Annotated in this window: 11 protein-coding genes, 1 tRNA gene and 1 pseudogene; 5 read left to right on the top strand and 8 right to left on the bottom strand. The window is 66.3% G+C overall.

What is annotated here, in order from left to right; genetic code table 11:
• Window positions 1–77: 77 nt before the first annotated feature.
• Window positions 78–150: transfer RNA gene (locus ACOGXQ_RS14165), tRNA-Arg, on the top strand.
• A 320-nt stretch (window positions 151–470) separates the two neighbouring features.
• Here ACOGXQ_RS14165 and ACOGXQ_RS14160 read toward each other — a convergent pair.
• The 5 genes and pseudogenes from ACOGXQ_RS14160 to nthB all read right to left on the bottom strand — a co-directional run.
• Window positions 471–551, bottom strand: a pseudogene (locus tag ACOGXQ_RS14160) (hypothetical protein); the annotation flags it as partial.
• 505 nt (window positions 552–1,056) lie between these two features.
• Window positions 1,057–1,863 (bottom strand): DM13 domain-containing protein, encoded by an 807-nt coding sequence (locus ACOGXQ_RS14155; protein ID WP_419944272.1) that lies wholly within the window; start codon window positions 1,861–1,863, stop codon window positions 1,057–1,059.
• A gap of 332 nt (window positions 1,864–2,195) precedes the next feature.
• On the bottom strand, window positions 2,196–2,549 hold the full coding sequence (locus ACOGXQ_RS14150) for a nitrile hydratase accessory protein (RefSeq protein WP_419944271.1): 354 nt from the start codon (window positions 2,547–2,549) through the stop codon (window positions 2,196–2,198).
• A 10-nt stretch (window positions 2,550–2,559) separates the two neighbouring features.
• Window positions 2,560–3,186 carry a nitrile hydratase subunit alpha gene (gene nthA / locus ACOGXQ_RS14145; RefSeq protein WP_419944270.1) on the bottom strand — a complete coding sequence of 209 codons (627 nt, stop codon included), beginning with the start codon at window positions 3,184–3,186 and terminating at the stop codon, window positions 2,560–2,562.
• A gap of 22 nt (window positions 3,187–3,208) precedes the next feature.
• Window positions 3,209–3,952 (bottom strand): nitrile hydratase subunit beta, encoded by a 744-nt coding sequence (gene nthB / locus ACOGXQ_RS14140; RefSeq protein ID WP_419944269.1) that lies wholly within the window; start codon window positions 3,950–3,952, stop codon window positions 3,209–3,211.
• Between the two features lie 135 nt (window positions 3,953–4,087).
• Here nthB and ACOGXQ_RS14135 point away from each other — a divergent pair, with 135 nt between their 5' ends.
• Window positions 4,088–4,738, top strand: coding sequence for a 5' nucleotidase, NT5C type (locus tag ACOGXQ_RS14135; protein ID WP_419944268.1), 651 nt, complete (start codon window positions 4,088–4,090; stop codon window positions 4,736–4,738).
• 10 nt (window positions 4,739–4,748) lie between these two features.
• On the opposite strand, the gene ACOGXQ_RS14130 is transcribed toward ACOGXQ_RS14135, so the two are convergent.
• Window positions 4,749–4,883 (bottom strand): hypothetical protein, encoded by a 135-nt coding sequence (locus tag ACOGXQ_RS14130; RefSeq protein WP_419944267.1) that lies wholly within the window; start codon window positions 4,881–4,883, stop codon window positions 4,749–4,751.
• 300 nt (window positions 4,884–5,183) lie between these two features.
• Here ACOGXQ_RS14130 and ACOGXQ_RS14125 point away from each other — a divergent pair, with 300 nt between their 5' ends.
• Window positions 5,184–5,774, top strand: coding sequence for a TetR/AcrR family transcriptional regulator (locus ACOGXQ_RS14125; RefSeq protein ID WP_419944266.1), 591 nt, complete (start codon window positions 5,184–5,186; stop codon window positions 5,772–5,774).
• On the opposite strand, the gene betA is transcribed toward ACOGXQ_RS14125, so the two are convergent.
• Window positions 5,684–7,399, bottom strand: coding sequence for a choline dehydrogenase (betA, locus tag ACOGXQ_RS14120; protein ID WP_419944265.1), 1,716 nt, complete (start codon window positions 7,397–7,399; stop codon window positions 5,684–5,686). The genes ACOGXQ_RS14125 and betA overlap by 91 nt on opposite strands.
• A gap of 626 nt (window positions 7,400–8,025) precedes the next feature.
• On the opposite strand from betA, the gene betC reads away from it, so the two are divergent.
• Both betC and ACOGXQ_RS14110 read left to right on the top strand, forming a co-directional pair.
• The gene (gene betC, locus ACOGXQ_RS14115) at window positions 8,026–9,528 is read left to right on the top strand and encodes a choline-sulfatase (RefSeq protein WP_419944264.1); all 1,503 of its coding nucleotides are present in this window, start codon (window positions 8,026–8,028) and stop codon (window positions 9,526–9,528) included.
• A 182-nt stretch (window positions 9,529–9,710) separates the two neighbouring features.
• The gene (locus ACOGXQ_RS14110; protein ID WP_419944263.1) at window positions 9,711–11,099 is read left to right on the top strand and encodes an ammonium transporter; all 1,389 of its coding nucleotides are present in this window, start codon (window positions 9,711–9,713) and stop codon (window positions 11,097–11,099) included.
• A 188-nt stretch (window positions 11,100–11,287) separates the two neighbouring features.
• On the opposite strand, the gene ACOGXQ_RS14105 is transcribed toward ACOGXQ_RS14110, so the two are convergent.
• Window positions 11,288–13,822 carry a leucine-rich repeat domain-containing protein gene (locus ACOGXQ_RS14105; RefSeq protein WP_419944262.1) on the bottom strand — a complete coding sequence of 845 codons (2,535 nt, stop codon included), beginning with the start codon at window positions 13,820–13,822 and terminating at the stop codon, window positions 11,288–11,290.
• Window positions 13,823–14,238: the final 416 nt, after the last annotated feature.

Below are 14,238 nucleotides of genomic sequence, written 5' to 3'. Positions count from 1 at the left end.
CAATCAGACTGAACGCCGGTCTCCAATTCCGCACTTAATTCCGCACCGTATTCCGCACTACATTTCGCACACACCCCGCCCTCGTAGCTCAGGGGATAGAGCGTCGGTTTCCTAAACCGTGCGTCGCAGGTTCGAATCCTGCCGAGGGCGCAGAGATAATGCGGCTGTCTCAGCCCAATAGCGTGCTCAAGGTCGAGGTCAGGACGGCCTCTGTCTCGGTGGCGGACAGGCCGCGGCGGCGGAACGACGGCCAGCGATTCCAGCACCTTGGCCTTCAGCTCCTCATCCGCGAGGAAGCGGTCACAAGCCTCGGTGTGCAGCGGGGAACGCAGCGACTGCGGGTCCACTGGGATGACCCCGCCCTTGGGGCTGGCAACATCGACCGACATGCCAGCATCGGCGATCGACCCTGTGTCGACGGCGATGGTGAGCGACACCACCGTGCGGGAGCCTCGCTCGTCGAGATGCCAAGTGCTCTGCAGCGACCGGACCATGGCAGGCAGCCCCTCGATGACATAGCTGAGTTGTTGGCCGGGCGCCCACTCGACCACTCGCTCCACCAGCGTCCTGCGTCCGGTTCGGATGCGACGTACCGTGTCCACGCCCTCGGACTGGGCACTCAACAGGCATGAGTGATCGACGTTCGGAGTTCAGCGCACGATCTCCCCGAAGTCCGCCAGCGTTTCCCATACGTCGGCAGAGCGACCGGGATCGCCAACATGGTGGTTGTCTCGGCCACAAGCGAGCCCTAGCGGCGGGTCCATCTATTGCCGTTCTGACTGGCAATTGTGCCGTCCGCGTATCCAGTCTGGTGCACGGCCCTGGCCGCGGGCTGCGGCAGTGCGGCCGATTGCAGCAAGATGGCCCTTCGCCGAGCAGCGCCGAACCAGAGGAGACGCCATGCATGTCAGCGCGACACTGCCCCAGCGCAACCTGCAGCCGGATAGACCTGCCCGTCCTCTACCGCACCCGCCGACGCCATGCCCGGACCTCAGAGACTGTGCCCGATGGATGCGTCCGCCGTGCGGGACGGCGAGGCCCTGACAAGGCTGGAGATCAGCTCATCGGCACCAGCTCAGCGGTGCCGAAGACCACGCGGAAGCGGACACACCAGACTGATACGGTGCTGTAGCGGTTGAGGTCCACGTCGTCGGGAACCACGTAGTTCTGCGCCCCGATATTGCCCTTCAGGTCGCCCAAGTCGATGAAATCGCCCACTAGATCGTCAACCGAGGCGTCCGGACCCGCAGTGTGCAGGTACACGTTCAGATCGGGGCCGTTGTCGGTAGCGAAGTCGTCGTCGAACCGCAGGAAGGTCTGCGTACCGTCCGTGAGCACGACCGCCGTGCCCTCCGCGGGGTGCGACCGGGACCCGAAGCTCCCTACGTAAGCGACGCGGACGCCGCCGTCGTCGGGTTCCGTCGTGGCCGTCGCGGCTGCTGTAGTGGCTGGAACTGTCGCCGCGGACGCGTTCGCAGCGGGCGCATCTGTGGCGGCGGTGGCTGCCTCGCCTTCGTCATCAGGATGCTCGGCCACCGACATTGACTCGTCGGCGACCGGTGTGGCCCCTGAACCAGCGGTGCCGGATTCGCCGACATCGGACCCGCCCGTCGAGCCAGCCGATGCACTTGGCGCTCCCGCCGTCCCGACGGTGTCAAGCGCTTCACGGATCAGCTCGTCGATGTCGGCCTCGACGGCGAACTCAGGACCCTCCTCGTCGACCACCTCGTCCACGAAGATCAGATGAAACGCGAAAACGAAGAAGACCAAGTAGATGCCGACCCCGACTACAGCGGCAACGCCGAGGCCAGCCGCCCAACGCCCGCTGGTGGACCGGGGAATCAGTCTTGACAGAAATCTCATGGAAGCCTCGTAGTTCCTCACAGATCCTTGGATTCATCACCACCGTACGAGCCAAACGCGTCAGTTCATAGTCAAGAGCGGGTTGTTGTCGGCGACAGCCGGAGAAGAAGACGAGGGCTGCAAAGCTCAGGACGACCGAGAGATGTGGAAACCAGAGAGGGTCAATGGTCCACCCTGACCGAACACAAACCACAGGTCACAAGCCCACCACCACCCCAAACAGCCGCCGACCCGCCAAATTCAGGCCAGACACCCGTACGGTTCGGGCGCGTGCTGGCAGAAGCCGACAGATGCAGGCCGATGTCTGCGGACTCAGACGGACTCAGACGGACTCAGCAGTCGCCTGAATGGTCGTGGCCAGCCGGGCGGGAGGCGTACGCGGCGACGTGATCGGCAACCGCATCACCGCTCAGCAGGTCGCGTTCGGCCACTGTGTGCTCGAGTGCTGTCAGCCAGCACTGGTAGTAGTCCCACGGCTCAGCCACCTCGCCGCCGCCGGATGCCGTCTCCCAACGTGAAATGGCCTTGATGAGGTGGACGCGGAACTCGTCCCAAGTGAAGCAGCCGCCGTCGACGAGGTCGGCTGCCAGGCCGAATGCCCGGACTTGCCACGGTTCGGAGAAGACCAGCTCACCGTTGTCGCGCGGCATGGCGGCCGGGGTGCCCTCCAGCAGGTCGATGCTCATGGGCGCCGCCTCATTGATTGCCAGGGTCAGCCGCCCGCGCCACGCCGATCATGGAATCCCTGGTCACCAGTTCGGCGAGGCGCTCGACGGGCCAGCCCTCGGTGCCCGCAGGCCGCTCGGGCAGCACCAGAAAGCGCGTCTCCGAGCTGGAATCCCAGACGCGCATCTCAGTGTCAGGTTCGAGGTCCAAGCCCATCTCGGACAGCACCGCACGGGGCTCACGCACCATGCGTGCCCGGTACTCGGGACTCTTGTACCAATTCGGCGGCAAGCCCAGCAGCGCCCACGGGTAGCACGAACACAGCGTGCAGACCACCACGTTGTGCACGCCAGGCTCATTGGCCTTGATCTCGATGTGCTCGATCTCGGCGCCGCGCACGCCCAGCTCAGCCACGACGGCGTCGGCATCGTCGAGCAGGCGTGTCCGCAGGCTGGAGTCGACCCAGGCTCGGGCCACGAGACCGGCGCCGATCATCGGGCCGACATCGTGCTCGAAGCGCTCGATGGTGGCGTCGATCCGCTCACGGTCGGCAATGCCTCGCTCCACCAAGAGGTCTTCCAGCGCCTCAACGCGGATCTGCGGCGATGACGCGTCGCAGTGATCGTGAGTGTTCCCGTGTCCGTGATCGTCGTGCATCGGTTCCTCCGTTGCCGGCAGCTCAGTCTTCTGACGGTGCCGCCTGCAGGTAGCACTCGTAGAGGTCGACGTGAATGGTGGTGTTCGGTTCAGCCTCATCGCCCCACAGCGTCCGGGCGTCGTAGCCCACGCAGTAGACGTGCTGAGGTCGCTCGCCCATGTCGTGCGCCGTGCTGTCGGGCAGCACCTCGGCCGGGTGCAGCTTGGTGACCATGCCCACCTTGCCCACTGCGTAGTCCGGCCGCCGTGTGTGGCCCGGTTGCGCTGGACCCGGGGCAATCACCCGGTCGCCCACGCTGAAGCGGGGGCGCTCGGACAGTTGGCGTCGCACCGTGCGACGTCGGGGAGTCGGCGTGGGCCGATCAGGCGGCAGACGTCCCGAGTCAAGGACGGCAACGGGCGCAGCACGCTGAACCGGAGATGCACCGGCCGCCTCGGAGAGGGGAACTTCGGTGCGCTCAGCGACTTCGCTGGTCATCTTGCCGGGGCTGATCACGCTGTACTCAGCGAGCAGGACCTCGAAACCCGCCAGCCAGCGCCCGTAGTAGCCGTGATCGAAGTAATCGGCCGGGTCGAGGCGCTCAAGTGCGTAGCGAAATTCGCCCGGCCGACGGGCCGTCGCCGACGTCACGGCGCCCAGCAGGCCGAACACGCGCTTCTCCCAGTCGGCATGAAACGGTGGCTCCGCCGGATCATGCGGCACCGGCCCGTACCCCCTCACGCCGCCGAGGTCGTGAACGTTGCTCTCATGGGACTCGGACTGCATCTGCCACAGCTTCGCACTCCGGCGGCAGGCGACGCCGCCGAATGCACCAGTGGCGGAAACGGCGGCGACTGCGCCGGCGCGGGAACGACGGCAATTCACCCGAGTGAACACAGGCCGCGTTGTTAGGTTGCAGGGATGCCCGCGTTCGTATTGGCAGTGGATCTCGACGGTGTGTGCGGGAAGCACACCGAGGCATTCCGCCGCGTCGTGGCCTCCGAGCGCGGAGTTCCCGAAGAATCTCTGCCGCTTGTGCGCGGCTGGAACTTCACCGAATGGGACCTCACCGACGGCGAATTCGAGAAGCTGCACCACATCGCGGTGGTCGACTACCGCATGTTCCGCAACATGGAACCGATGGAAGGGTGCTCGGAGGCGCTGTGGCGACTCTCTGATGCCGGTGTGTGGATACGCGTGCTGACGCACCGCCTGTATGTGAGCTGGGGACACCGGGTCACGGTGAGCGACACGGTCGAATGGCTCGACCGCCAGCGCATCCCCTACCGCGACATCTGCTTCGTCGCCGACAAGGCGATGGTGAACGCTGACGCCTACATCGAAGACGCACCTCACCACATCATCGACATTCGCAAGGCAGGTGGACACGCAATCACCTTCGATCAGCCCTACAACGCCGATGTCGACGGACCACGCGCTCATGATTGGGCTGAAGCCGAAGAGATGGTGGTGCAGCTGCTGGCACAGCACAGCGGTGCGGTGTCCCGCCCGCTTCCCGGCATGGACGCCGGCTCGGATCGGCTGGAACGGCGCACACGGGACACCGCGTGAACGACTCCGCTCAGACGACGTCGCCGCCCCGGCCGATCGATGCAGCAACCGTCGTCGTCTTGCGCGACGGCACGCCGGCCGCTGCGCCGGGCCACGGCTTCGACGCTGCAGAGAGCGACGCCGGAGCGCATATCGAAGTGCTCATGCTGCGGCGCGGGGCCGTCGGGGCCACCATCGCAGCAGTGCGAGCGAAATCCGTCTCATATGGCTCTCGCACCGCTCGGCGGCCATGGCGGAGGAACCATTTCTCCATAGAGCTTGCCGAGCCTCCGTGTCCGACTCCATGGCCGGATTACCGTCCAGCCGGACGGGTTCGAGGTCTCGGTACGCTGTGCTGATTGTGGCACGAGTTCACCCCCGCGATGCGACGCATGCCGCAACGCCGGCTCCGGGTACCAAAGCGGAGGCAACCGGGTCGCGAACGGGTCCCGTTCAAGAACGCGCGGTGCAGACCCGCGAGCGCATCCTGCAGGCCGCCATTGAGGTCATCCAGACCGACGGCGCCGCCAGTCTCACGCTCGATCGGGTCGCGCTGGCCGCCGGGCTCAGCAAGGGGGGGTTTCTCTACCACTTCGGCTCGAAGGACGCCCTCATGGCCGGCCTGCTCGACGAGACGCTGACCGTGCTCGACGACGAGCTCGACATCCGCGAGGCCAGGTTCCGCGACGACGACCCCGCCGCCCGCGGCACCTTCGCGCTCGCCTATCTTGACTACGTCCGCGAGCCGTACAAGGCGGCAGCCGACACCTCGGCGTCGATCCTGGCGGCGGCGTCGCTCGACGACGAACTGCTCGCGAACACCCGCGCAACGTTCGAGCGCTGGCAGGAGCGCCTGCTGCACCATGACGGGCTGGCGGAGGCAACGGGTCTGCTGGCGCGCATTGTCGGCGACGGCCTCTGGCTCATCGATCTCTTCGGTCTCGCGCCGCCGACCAAGGCCGAGCGTCACGAGGTGCTCGACCTCGTATCGGCGATGATCTCCGGAGACGACGGCAGCGAGGGTCCCGGCGACGAGGACCCGCACGACGGTCCGTAGACTGGCACATCCAGCGGTTTGAGCGGCTCGTTGCCGAGCAGCAGGTCGGCAGCCTTCTCGGCGATCATCATCACCGGGGCGTAGATGTTCCCGTTTGTGACCGTCGGCATCACCGAGGCATCCACCACGCTGAGGCCCGAGGTGCCTCGAACGCCCATGGTCGCCGGGTCGGTCACCGCCAACTCGTCGGTGCCGAGCCGAGCCGTGCCTGCGGGGTGCAGCGCCGTCTCGGCGTCGCGCGCTACCCAGTCCATGATCTCGTCGTCTGTCTGGGTGTCTGGGCCGGGGGACAGCTCGCCGTCGTTGTACGGCTCAAATGCCGGCTGGTTCATGATGCGGCGTGTCACCCGCACGGTCTCGATCCACTCCCGACGGTCCTGTGCAGTGGAGAGGTAGTTGAACCGGATCGCAGGCTTCGCCTCGGGGTCGCGAGAGCGGATCCGCACCCAGCCGCGGGCATCGGAGTACATCGGCCCGACGTGCACTTGGTAGCCGTGCTTGCTGACCGGCGCCGAGCCGTCGTAGCGCACGGCGAGCGGCAGGAAGTGGAACATCAGGTTCGGGTAGGCCTCGGACGTGTTGCTGCGCACGAAACCGCCCGCTTCGAAGTGATTTGTGGCACCCGGCCCGCGCCGCGCCAGCCACTGCAGGCCGATCCACGGATGCCGCCATCGACGCAGATGCGGCTGCATGGAGACCGCCCGCTTCGAGGCGTACTGGATATAGACCTCGAGATGGTCCTGAAGGTTCTCGCCGACGCCTTCGAGCGGCGAGACGACATCGACGCCGTGTCGGTCGAGCAGCGTCGGCGGCCCGACACCCGACAGCTGCAGCAGCTGAGCGGAGCCGAATGCACCCGCACAAAGGATGACGTGCCTGGCGCGGGCGACACGCTGCCGGCCCTTGCGGCGATAGGAGACGCCGGTCGCACGGGTGCCTTCGAACAGTACCTGACCGATGAGCGCGCCGGTTCGCAGTTCCATGTTCGGGCGGTCCAGCACCGGATGCAGGTAGGCGCGCGATGCAGACAATCGCCGGCCGCGGTGGATGTTGCGGTCGAACGCTGCGAAGCCCTCCTGGCGAAATCCGTTCACATCGTCGGTGAGCTCGAAGCCGGCCTCCTGCACAGCGGCGAAGAAGGCTCCGAACAGCGGGCTGGCGGCCGGACCGCGCTCCAGCACCAGCGGTCCCTCGTCACCGCGCCACTCGTCGCCCCCCGCTAGGCACGTCTCCATGCGCTTGAAGTACGGCAGGCAGTGCCGGTAGTCCCATGCCTTCATGCCGGGCTGGTCGGCCCACTTGTCGTAGTCGGCGGGATTGCCTCGCTGGAAGATCATCCCGTTGATGGAGCTGGAGCCGCCCAGCACCTTGCCCCGAGCGTGGTACACGCGTCGCCCGCCCATGTGGGGCTCGGTCTCGGTCTCGTACTGCCAGTCGTAGAAGCGGTTGCCGATCGGCATCGTCAGGGCCGCCGGCATGTGGATCAGCACATCCCAGCGGTAGTCCCGGCGGCCGGCCTCGAGCACGAGCACCTTGGTGCTGGGATCGGCGCTGAGGCGGTTTGCGAGCGCGCAGCCGGCTGATCCGCCGCCGACGATGACGAAGTCGTATACGGGGTCCGTCATGGGTTCACCGACTCAACTGGGCGAAGGATGTCCTCAGACGTGCCGGACGAACCCCGCCGACGCCGACCCAGGCGGGCCGACGCCGACGGGTCGCCGTCTCGCTGGGAGATGTCCTGCGGAGCCATTGGAGCCAAGCGCTCCAGGTCGCCTCGTTGTCAGCGATCCACTGTGCAGCGGCATCGTCTGCCACGGGCTCGGGAGCCGCGTCATCGTCGCCCGTGCAAGCTGCTGCGAGCAGCCCGCAGGCTGCGAACAGCGCTAGTGGTGTGTCGTGGTTTTCTTGCGGGCAGGTCGCGGCCCGCTGACCTGCGGAAACAGGCTTCGGCAGGCCCTGTGCAAATTGCCGACGCACCACTAGGAGCAGCTGCCAACCCCGCAGTCTCGGACGTCGATGTGTTCGTCGGTCGGTACTGCGTGTATCGGACATGGGCACCCCCCGGTTCGTCGTCCGACCGTCCCCTACGCCTGGTGCCTGCGCCGAGCAGTCGGCCTGGCCGGTTCCGGTCCCTGGCCTTCCTCTGCTAAAACAGGCTACTTAGACGGTTTTGAATATTATAGCACGGTCGGTAGCTGCCTTTGCCGCGCACTGGCGCGCGTTGAGTTCCGGGAGGCGTACTGTTCGAATGATGACAGCTCCCAACGTGTTGCTCGTGATGGCCGATCAGCTCGCGCCGCACTTCACCGGTACCTACGGACATCCGGTCGTCCAGACGCCCGCCTTGGAGGCACTGGCAGAGCGGGGAGTCCGGTTCGATGCCGCGTACTGCCCGTCACCGCTGTGTGGGCCCTCGCGCTACTCGATGATGACCGGTCGCCTGCCTTCGAGGATCGGCGCCTGGGACAACGCCGCCGAGTGGAGCGCGGCCGCTCCCACCGTGGCCCACTGGCTGAACCTCGCGGGCTACCGGACGGTGCTGGGCGGCAAGATGCACTTCGTCGGCCCCGACCAGCTTCACGGCTTCAGCCGGCGTCTCACCACCGACATCTACCCGGCGAATTTCGCCTGGACCCCCAACTGGGACGCGGCCGACGAACGGATCGATGCCTGGTACCACAACATGTCCAGCGTTACCGATGCCGGCCAGGCGCTCGCCACCTACCAGATCGACTACGACACCGAAGTCGGAAACGCCACCCGCCGTTGCCTGTACGACTTGGCCCGCGACAGCGACACGCGTCCGTTCTTCCTGGCGGCGGCCTTCATCCACCCGCACGACCCCTACGTGGCTCGCCCCGAGTGGTGGAACCTGTACGACCACGACGACATCGACCTGCCCGGACCGTTGCCGTCCGGACTGGACCCGCACACCGAGCGCATTCGCCGCGGCATCGGGGCCGAGAGCGTCGGCTGGACCGACGAGCAGTGCCGCAACGCCCGCCGTGCCTACTACGCCAACACCAGCTATTTCGACTGGTGGCTCGGCGAGCTGCTCGCAGTCCTCGACGAGACGGGCCGAACCGATGACACCGTGGTGATCGCCACCAGCGATCACGGCGACATGCTCGGCGACCGGGGCGCCTGGTTCAAGATGTCGTTCTTCGAGCGGTCTGCCCGAGTCCCGCTGGTGATGGCCGGCCCCGGCATCGGAAGCGGCACCGTGCCCAACGTGTGCTCATTGCTGGACCTGGGTCCGACGCTGACGGACATCGCGGGGATCTCCGCTTCTGAGCTCGGCGCACCGCTGGACGGGCACAGCCTGTGGCCCGCGGCCACCGGAAGCGACGATCCGATCGACGAGACCGTCGGCGAGTACATGGGCGAGCTGACCTCCCACCCGATGTTCATGATCCGCCGCGGTCGCTACAAGTACATCCACTGCGACACCGATCTGCCGCAGCTCTACGACATCTCCGCCGATCCGGCTGAGCATCGGAATCTGGCTGAGTCGCCCGATTCAGCCGAGCTGGCTGATCTGTCGGCTGGCTTCGCTGCCGAGGTCGCCCAGCGCTGGGACTCTGCAGCCATTCGCGAGCAAGTGCTCGCCTCACAGCGGACCCGGCGGGTGGTGCATGCCGCTGCCGTGCAGGGTTGGGACTACCTGCCGCCGCGGAATCCGGCCAACGAGTACATCCGCGATCACATGGACTGGGCCGAAGCCGGTCCCAAGCTGCGGTATCCAGCCGACTGAGCAGTTGGTCCCGCGGCTGAGCGGGGCACGCAACGCGGCCGAAACATCACGGCAACAGCGCCGACCCGCGCTGTGCATCGAGCGGTCACAGCGAGGTGACCCTCGCGCAACACGCCGTTCCTAGGTTCGCCCCGTCAGCCAGATCACTGCCAGCCAGCAAGCCGAGTCCTAGGAGATTCGACATGAGGAGATTCGACATGAAACGCAAGCTCTTCGTCGTTCTCGCGGGCGCAGTCGGCGGTCTGTTCCTCTTCGTCGGCCCTGTCGGCGCACAGGACGACGCCGTTACATCTGAGGTCGTTCAAGCTGTCATGGACAACCTGTGGGTCTTCATCGCCGGCGTGCTGGTGTTCCTGATGCAGGCCGGCTTCGCCATGCTCGAGTCGGGCCTCGCCCGCTCGAAGAACGTGGCCAACATCATGGCCAAGAACCTGGCTGACGCATCCATCGGCATCTTGGCGTTCTTCGCGGTCGGCTACGGGCTGGCCTACGGCGACGGCGGCAACAGCCTGTTCGGCTGGGGTTCGTTCGCCTTGGCGGGAGTCGACCTGTTCGACATCTCCGAGGGACTGTCCGGCTCGACCGACTTCTTCTTCCAGGCGGTCTTCGCCGCTACAGCCGTGACGATCGCCTCGGGCGCGATGGCTGAGCGCACGAAGTTCAGCACCTACCTCATCTTCAGCCTCGTGACCACGGCGATCATCTACCCGATCGTCGTGCACTGGACTTGGGGCGGCGGCCTGATCGCCAGCATCTCCATCGGCGATGCCGTCTACAGCGACTTCGCCGGCTCCACCGTCGTGCACAGCGTGGGCGGCTGGATCGCCCTCGTCGGCGCCTGGATGCTCGGACCCCGCATCGGCAAGTACGCCCCCGACGGGACATCGCGCACCATCCCGGGACACAACGTGACGCTCGCCATCCTGGGCGTGTTCATCCTGTGGTTCGGCTGGTTCGGCTTCAACGCCGGCTCCGAGCTGGCAGCCAGCGCCAACGTGATGTATGTGGCGCTGAACACGGTGCTGGCGGCATGCGCCGGGACCATCGGCGCCACGGCGCTGAACTGGCTGCGCACCGGCCGGCCCGATGTGCCGATGGCAGGCAACGGGGCGCTGGCAGGCTTGGTCGGCATCACCGCCGGCTGCGGCACGATGACGCCCTGGGGCGCGATCGTCACCGGCTTCATCGCCGGGCTCATCGTGGTCGTCGTCGTCGGCTTCGTGGATCGCAAGCTGAAGATCGACGACCCCGTCGGGGCCTTCGCCGTGCACGGCGCGGCGGGCATGTGGGGCACGCTCGCCATCGGCCTGTTCGGGCGTTACGACGACGCGTTCTTGGGACGCGAGAACGCGGGTCTGTTCTACGGCGGCGGCATCGAACAGCTCGTCGTGCAGTTCCTGCTGGTGGTGATCGTGGCTGTGTGGGTGATCGTGACCGCAGCGATCCTGTTCGGGGTGCTTCGGGCTGCGATCGGGCTGCGAGTGTCGACAGAGGAGGAGAGGGTGGGCCTCGACGTGTCCGAACACGGGGGGCCTGGCTTGGCGCTGGACGATGTGGTCTCGAGCGGCTGACACTCGGCCATGGGCTGAGTTGCCCAGCGGCCACCTGCTCTGTTGTCAGCGGAAGTCCCCGGGTTTCGGCCCGGGGACTTTCCGCGTCCAAGACCGACGCGCTGCGCAGGATGCCGTCAACGACCGACAAACCCGACTATGCACAACAGGAGCCTTCGCGTTTGTGGGTTTGGACCTGCTGGTGCGGGTCAGTTTCCTTCGAGGATGTGCCGGGCTGCTCGGACGGCGGTGTCGGTGCGGTCCTGGCCGCTGATGCGCTCGATGCCAGTGCCGTCGGGCGCTGCCGCGGCGACAGCGTCGCGGACCTCGTCGCTGACCGCCGAGCGGCCCCCGACGATGATCACCGACACCGGCTCGTACTCGTCGATGACCGCCTCCGCGGCCCCGGACAGCACCCCCGCCGCGGTGTAGACCACAGCCGCGTCGTCGGTCACCGCCGCCAACGCAGCCGCCACGCCCACATCAGCCGCGGACCAGCCGTTCGCCACCACCAACGTGACCCCGCCGGCCGAAGCGGGGTCGCCCAGCACCCGCCGCGCCGCGGCCGCCGCAGTCTCCACACGATCCTGCCCGGTCACACGCGACACACTCGCCTGCTCACCCGCCGCCTCCCGAGCCTGCTGCTCCGCGGCCGCGCTGACCGCCGCCACGCCGCCCACCAGCACCACCTCCTCGGTGGGATACTCCCGCAGCAACGCAGCCGACTCCTCAGCCAACGCATCACCGCCGGTGTACAACACCGCCGCCCGGCCCCCGCCGGCAGCCGCCAACGCAGCCGCCACGCCCGCATCAGCCGCGGACCAGCCATTCGCGACCACAAACGTGACCCCGCCGCCCGCGACACCGCCCAGCGACTCCCGCGCCGCAGCCGCCGCAGTCGCGACACGACCCTCCCCCGAGACCCGCCGCACCTCAGAACCCGGCGACGCCTCCCGGATCTCGTCCACCACCGCCCGCGACACCGCCGCCGGGCCGCCCACCACCAGCACCTCAGCCGGCAGCGCATCCCCCAACAGCCTCTCCACCCCCGCGGGCAACTCCCCCTCAGCGACATACACCACCGCGCCGCCCTCACGAGCCGCCAGCACCGACGCCGTGCCCACATCAGCAGGACTCCACCCATCAGCCACCACCAACGTCGCCACACCCACATCCAAACCAGAACCGCCGCCCGCACTGCCAGTGCTCACGCGATAACCGCTACTGCCGCCGTTGCTCGCACCGTCGGCCACAGTGGTACCAGGCGCCTCGTTGTCGGGCACGTTGTCAGCAACCGGCACGGTGTCATCGAGCGGGGTGTCATCGAGCGGGGTGTCATCGAGCACGGTGTCATCGAGCACGGTGTCATCGAGCACGGTGTCATCGAGCACGGTGTCATCGAGCACGGTGTCATCGAGCACGGTGTCATCGAGCACGGTGTCATCGAGCACGGTGTCATCGAGCGGCGTGCTGGTGATGGGCGGTATGTCGTTGTCGAGCGCTTCCCTGTTGAGCGGCATGTCTTCAGGACTGCATTCGCTCAGTCGGACGAGCTGCCCTTTCAGCAGATCTGCCAATTTGACAGGAATACACCCCGACAGGTCGTTGCCGAATAGCATGAGATAGTCGAGGTTGGCGAGGTCACCCAAGGTTCGCGGAATCTCACCCGTCAATCCGTTAGCTCTCAGGGAGAGGTTTCTGAGGTTTCTGAGGTTTCCTAGCTCGGACGGAATCGCGCCCGTCAACGCGTTTTCGTCCAGATAGAGGTTTCTGAGGTTTCTGAGGTTTCCTAGCTCGGACGGAATCGCGCCCGACAGATTGTTGGCGGACAGCCGGAGTTCGGTGAGGCCGGTGAGGTCGCCGAGCTTAGGCGGAATCGCGCCAGACAGCCTGTTTTCATGCAAATAGAAGCTGCTGAGGCTTCTGAGGTTTCCTAGCTCGGACGGAATCGCGCCCGTCAACGCGTTTCCTTGCAGCTGGAGCGAGGTGAGGCTTCTGAGGTTTCCTAGCTCGGACGGAATCGCGCCCGTCAACGCGTTTCCTTGCAGCCAGAGCTGGGTGAGGCTTCTGAGGTTTCCTAGCTCGGACGGAATCGCGCCCGTCAACGCGTTTCCTTGCAGCCCGAGCGAGGTGAGGTTGGTGAGGTTTCCTAGCTGGGTCGGAATCGTGCCCGTCAACCCCGCGCCCGACAACCCATTGAAGGACATCTGGAGCGAGGTGAGGTTGGTGAGGTTTCCTAGCTGGGTCGGAATCGTGCCCGTCAGCCTGTTTATCTGCAGCCAGAGCTGGGTGAGGTTGGCGAGGTTGCCCAGTTCGCTTGGGATCGAACCCGACAACCTGTTTGCGCGCAGGTGAAGCGAGGTGAGTTTGGTGAGGTTTCCTAGCTGGGTCGGGATCGAACCCGTCAGCCAGTTTGAGGCCAGCCAGAGCCGGGTGAGGTTGGTGAGGTTGCCCAGTTCGGTCGGGATCGAACCCGACAACCTGTTGTACGACAGGATGAGGTCGGTGAGGTTGGTGAGGTTTCCCAGCTGGGCCGGGATCGAACCCCAAAGATCCTTGAAGGGCAGCACGAGGCGAGTGACGCGGGCGGGGTTGCCCGCGACGGTGATGCCGTCCCAGCGGGACATCGCCACGGTGGTGCTCCAGTTCAGTGGATCGGCGCTGGTGGCGCGGAAGGTCGGCTTCGCTGCGAGCAGGTTGTCGCAGTCGGCGATGAGGCCGGTGTTGGTGGTGGAGTGCGACACCGCAGCAGTGCCAGAGCACACCGAATTCATTTGAGCCCCAACAGGCCCGCCTAACCCGAGAACTGCCACGACCGCAGCAACGAGCACCTGTGCCGGCATCGTGGACACGAACCTGCGTCTGCCGACATGCACCTCAAGGAGAAGTCCGCCCGTCCGCGGCGTTGAGTTTTCTCGAGGAGGGCGTCGGCTCATCTGCGGAATCCTTCTGCTTGCTAGATTCTGGGCATCCTATCTTGACTGCGCGCGCGGGTTCGCTGGTCGTCTCTTGACCTTTCGGCCCTTCGCGACTTCGTGGGATGACGGGAGTCGAGATTCCGTTTGCAGGAGTCGAGGCCCTGCTGGGATCGGTGTGTGGTGAGAGTGTCCGAACCCGGGGTGTGAATGCACGCCTCACCCGACTCATCGCCCTCACCGCC

The sequence above is a fragment of the Candidatus Poriferisodalis sp. genome (assembly GCF_965208485.1).
In the GTDB taxonomy this organism is placed as follows: Bacteria; Actinomycetota; Acidimicrobiia; order Acidimicrobiales; family Poriferisodalaceae; genus Poriferisodalis.
This window is presented reverse-complemented; position numbering and strand designations above follow the sequence as displayed.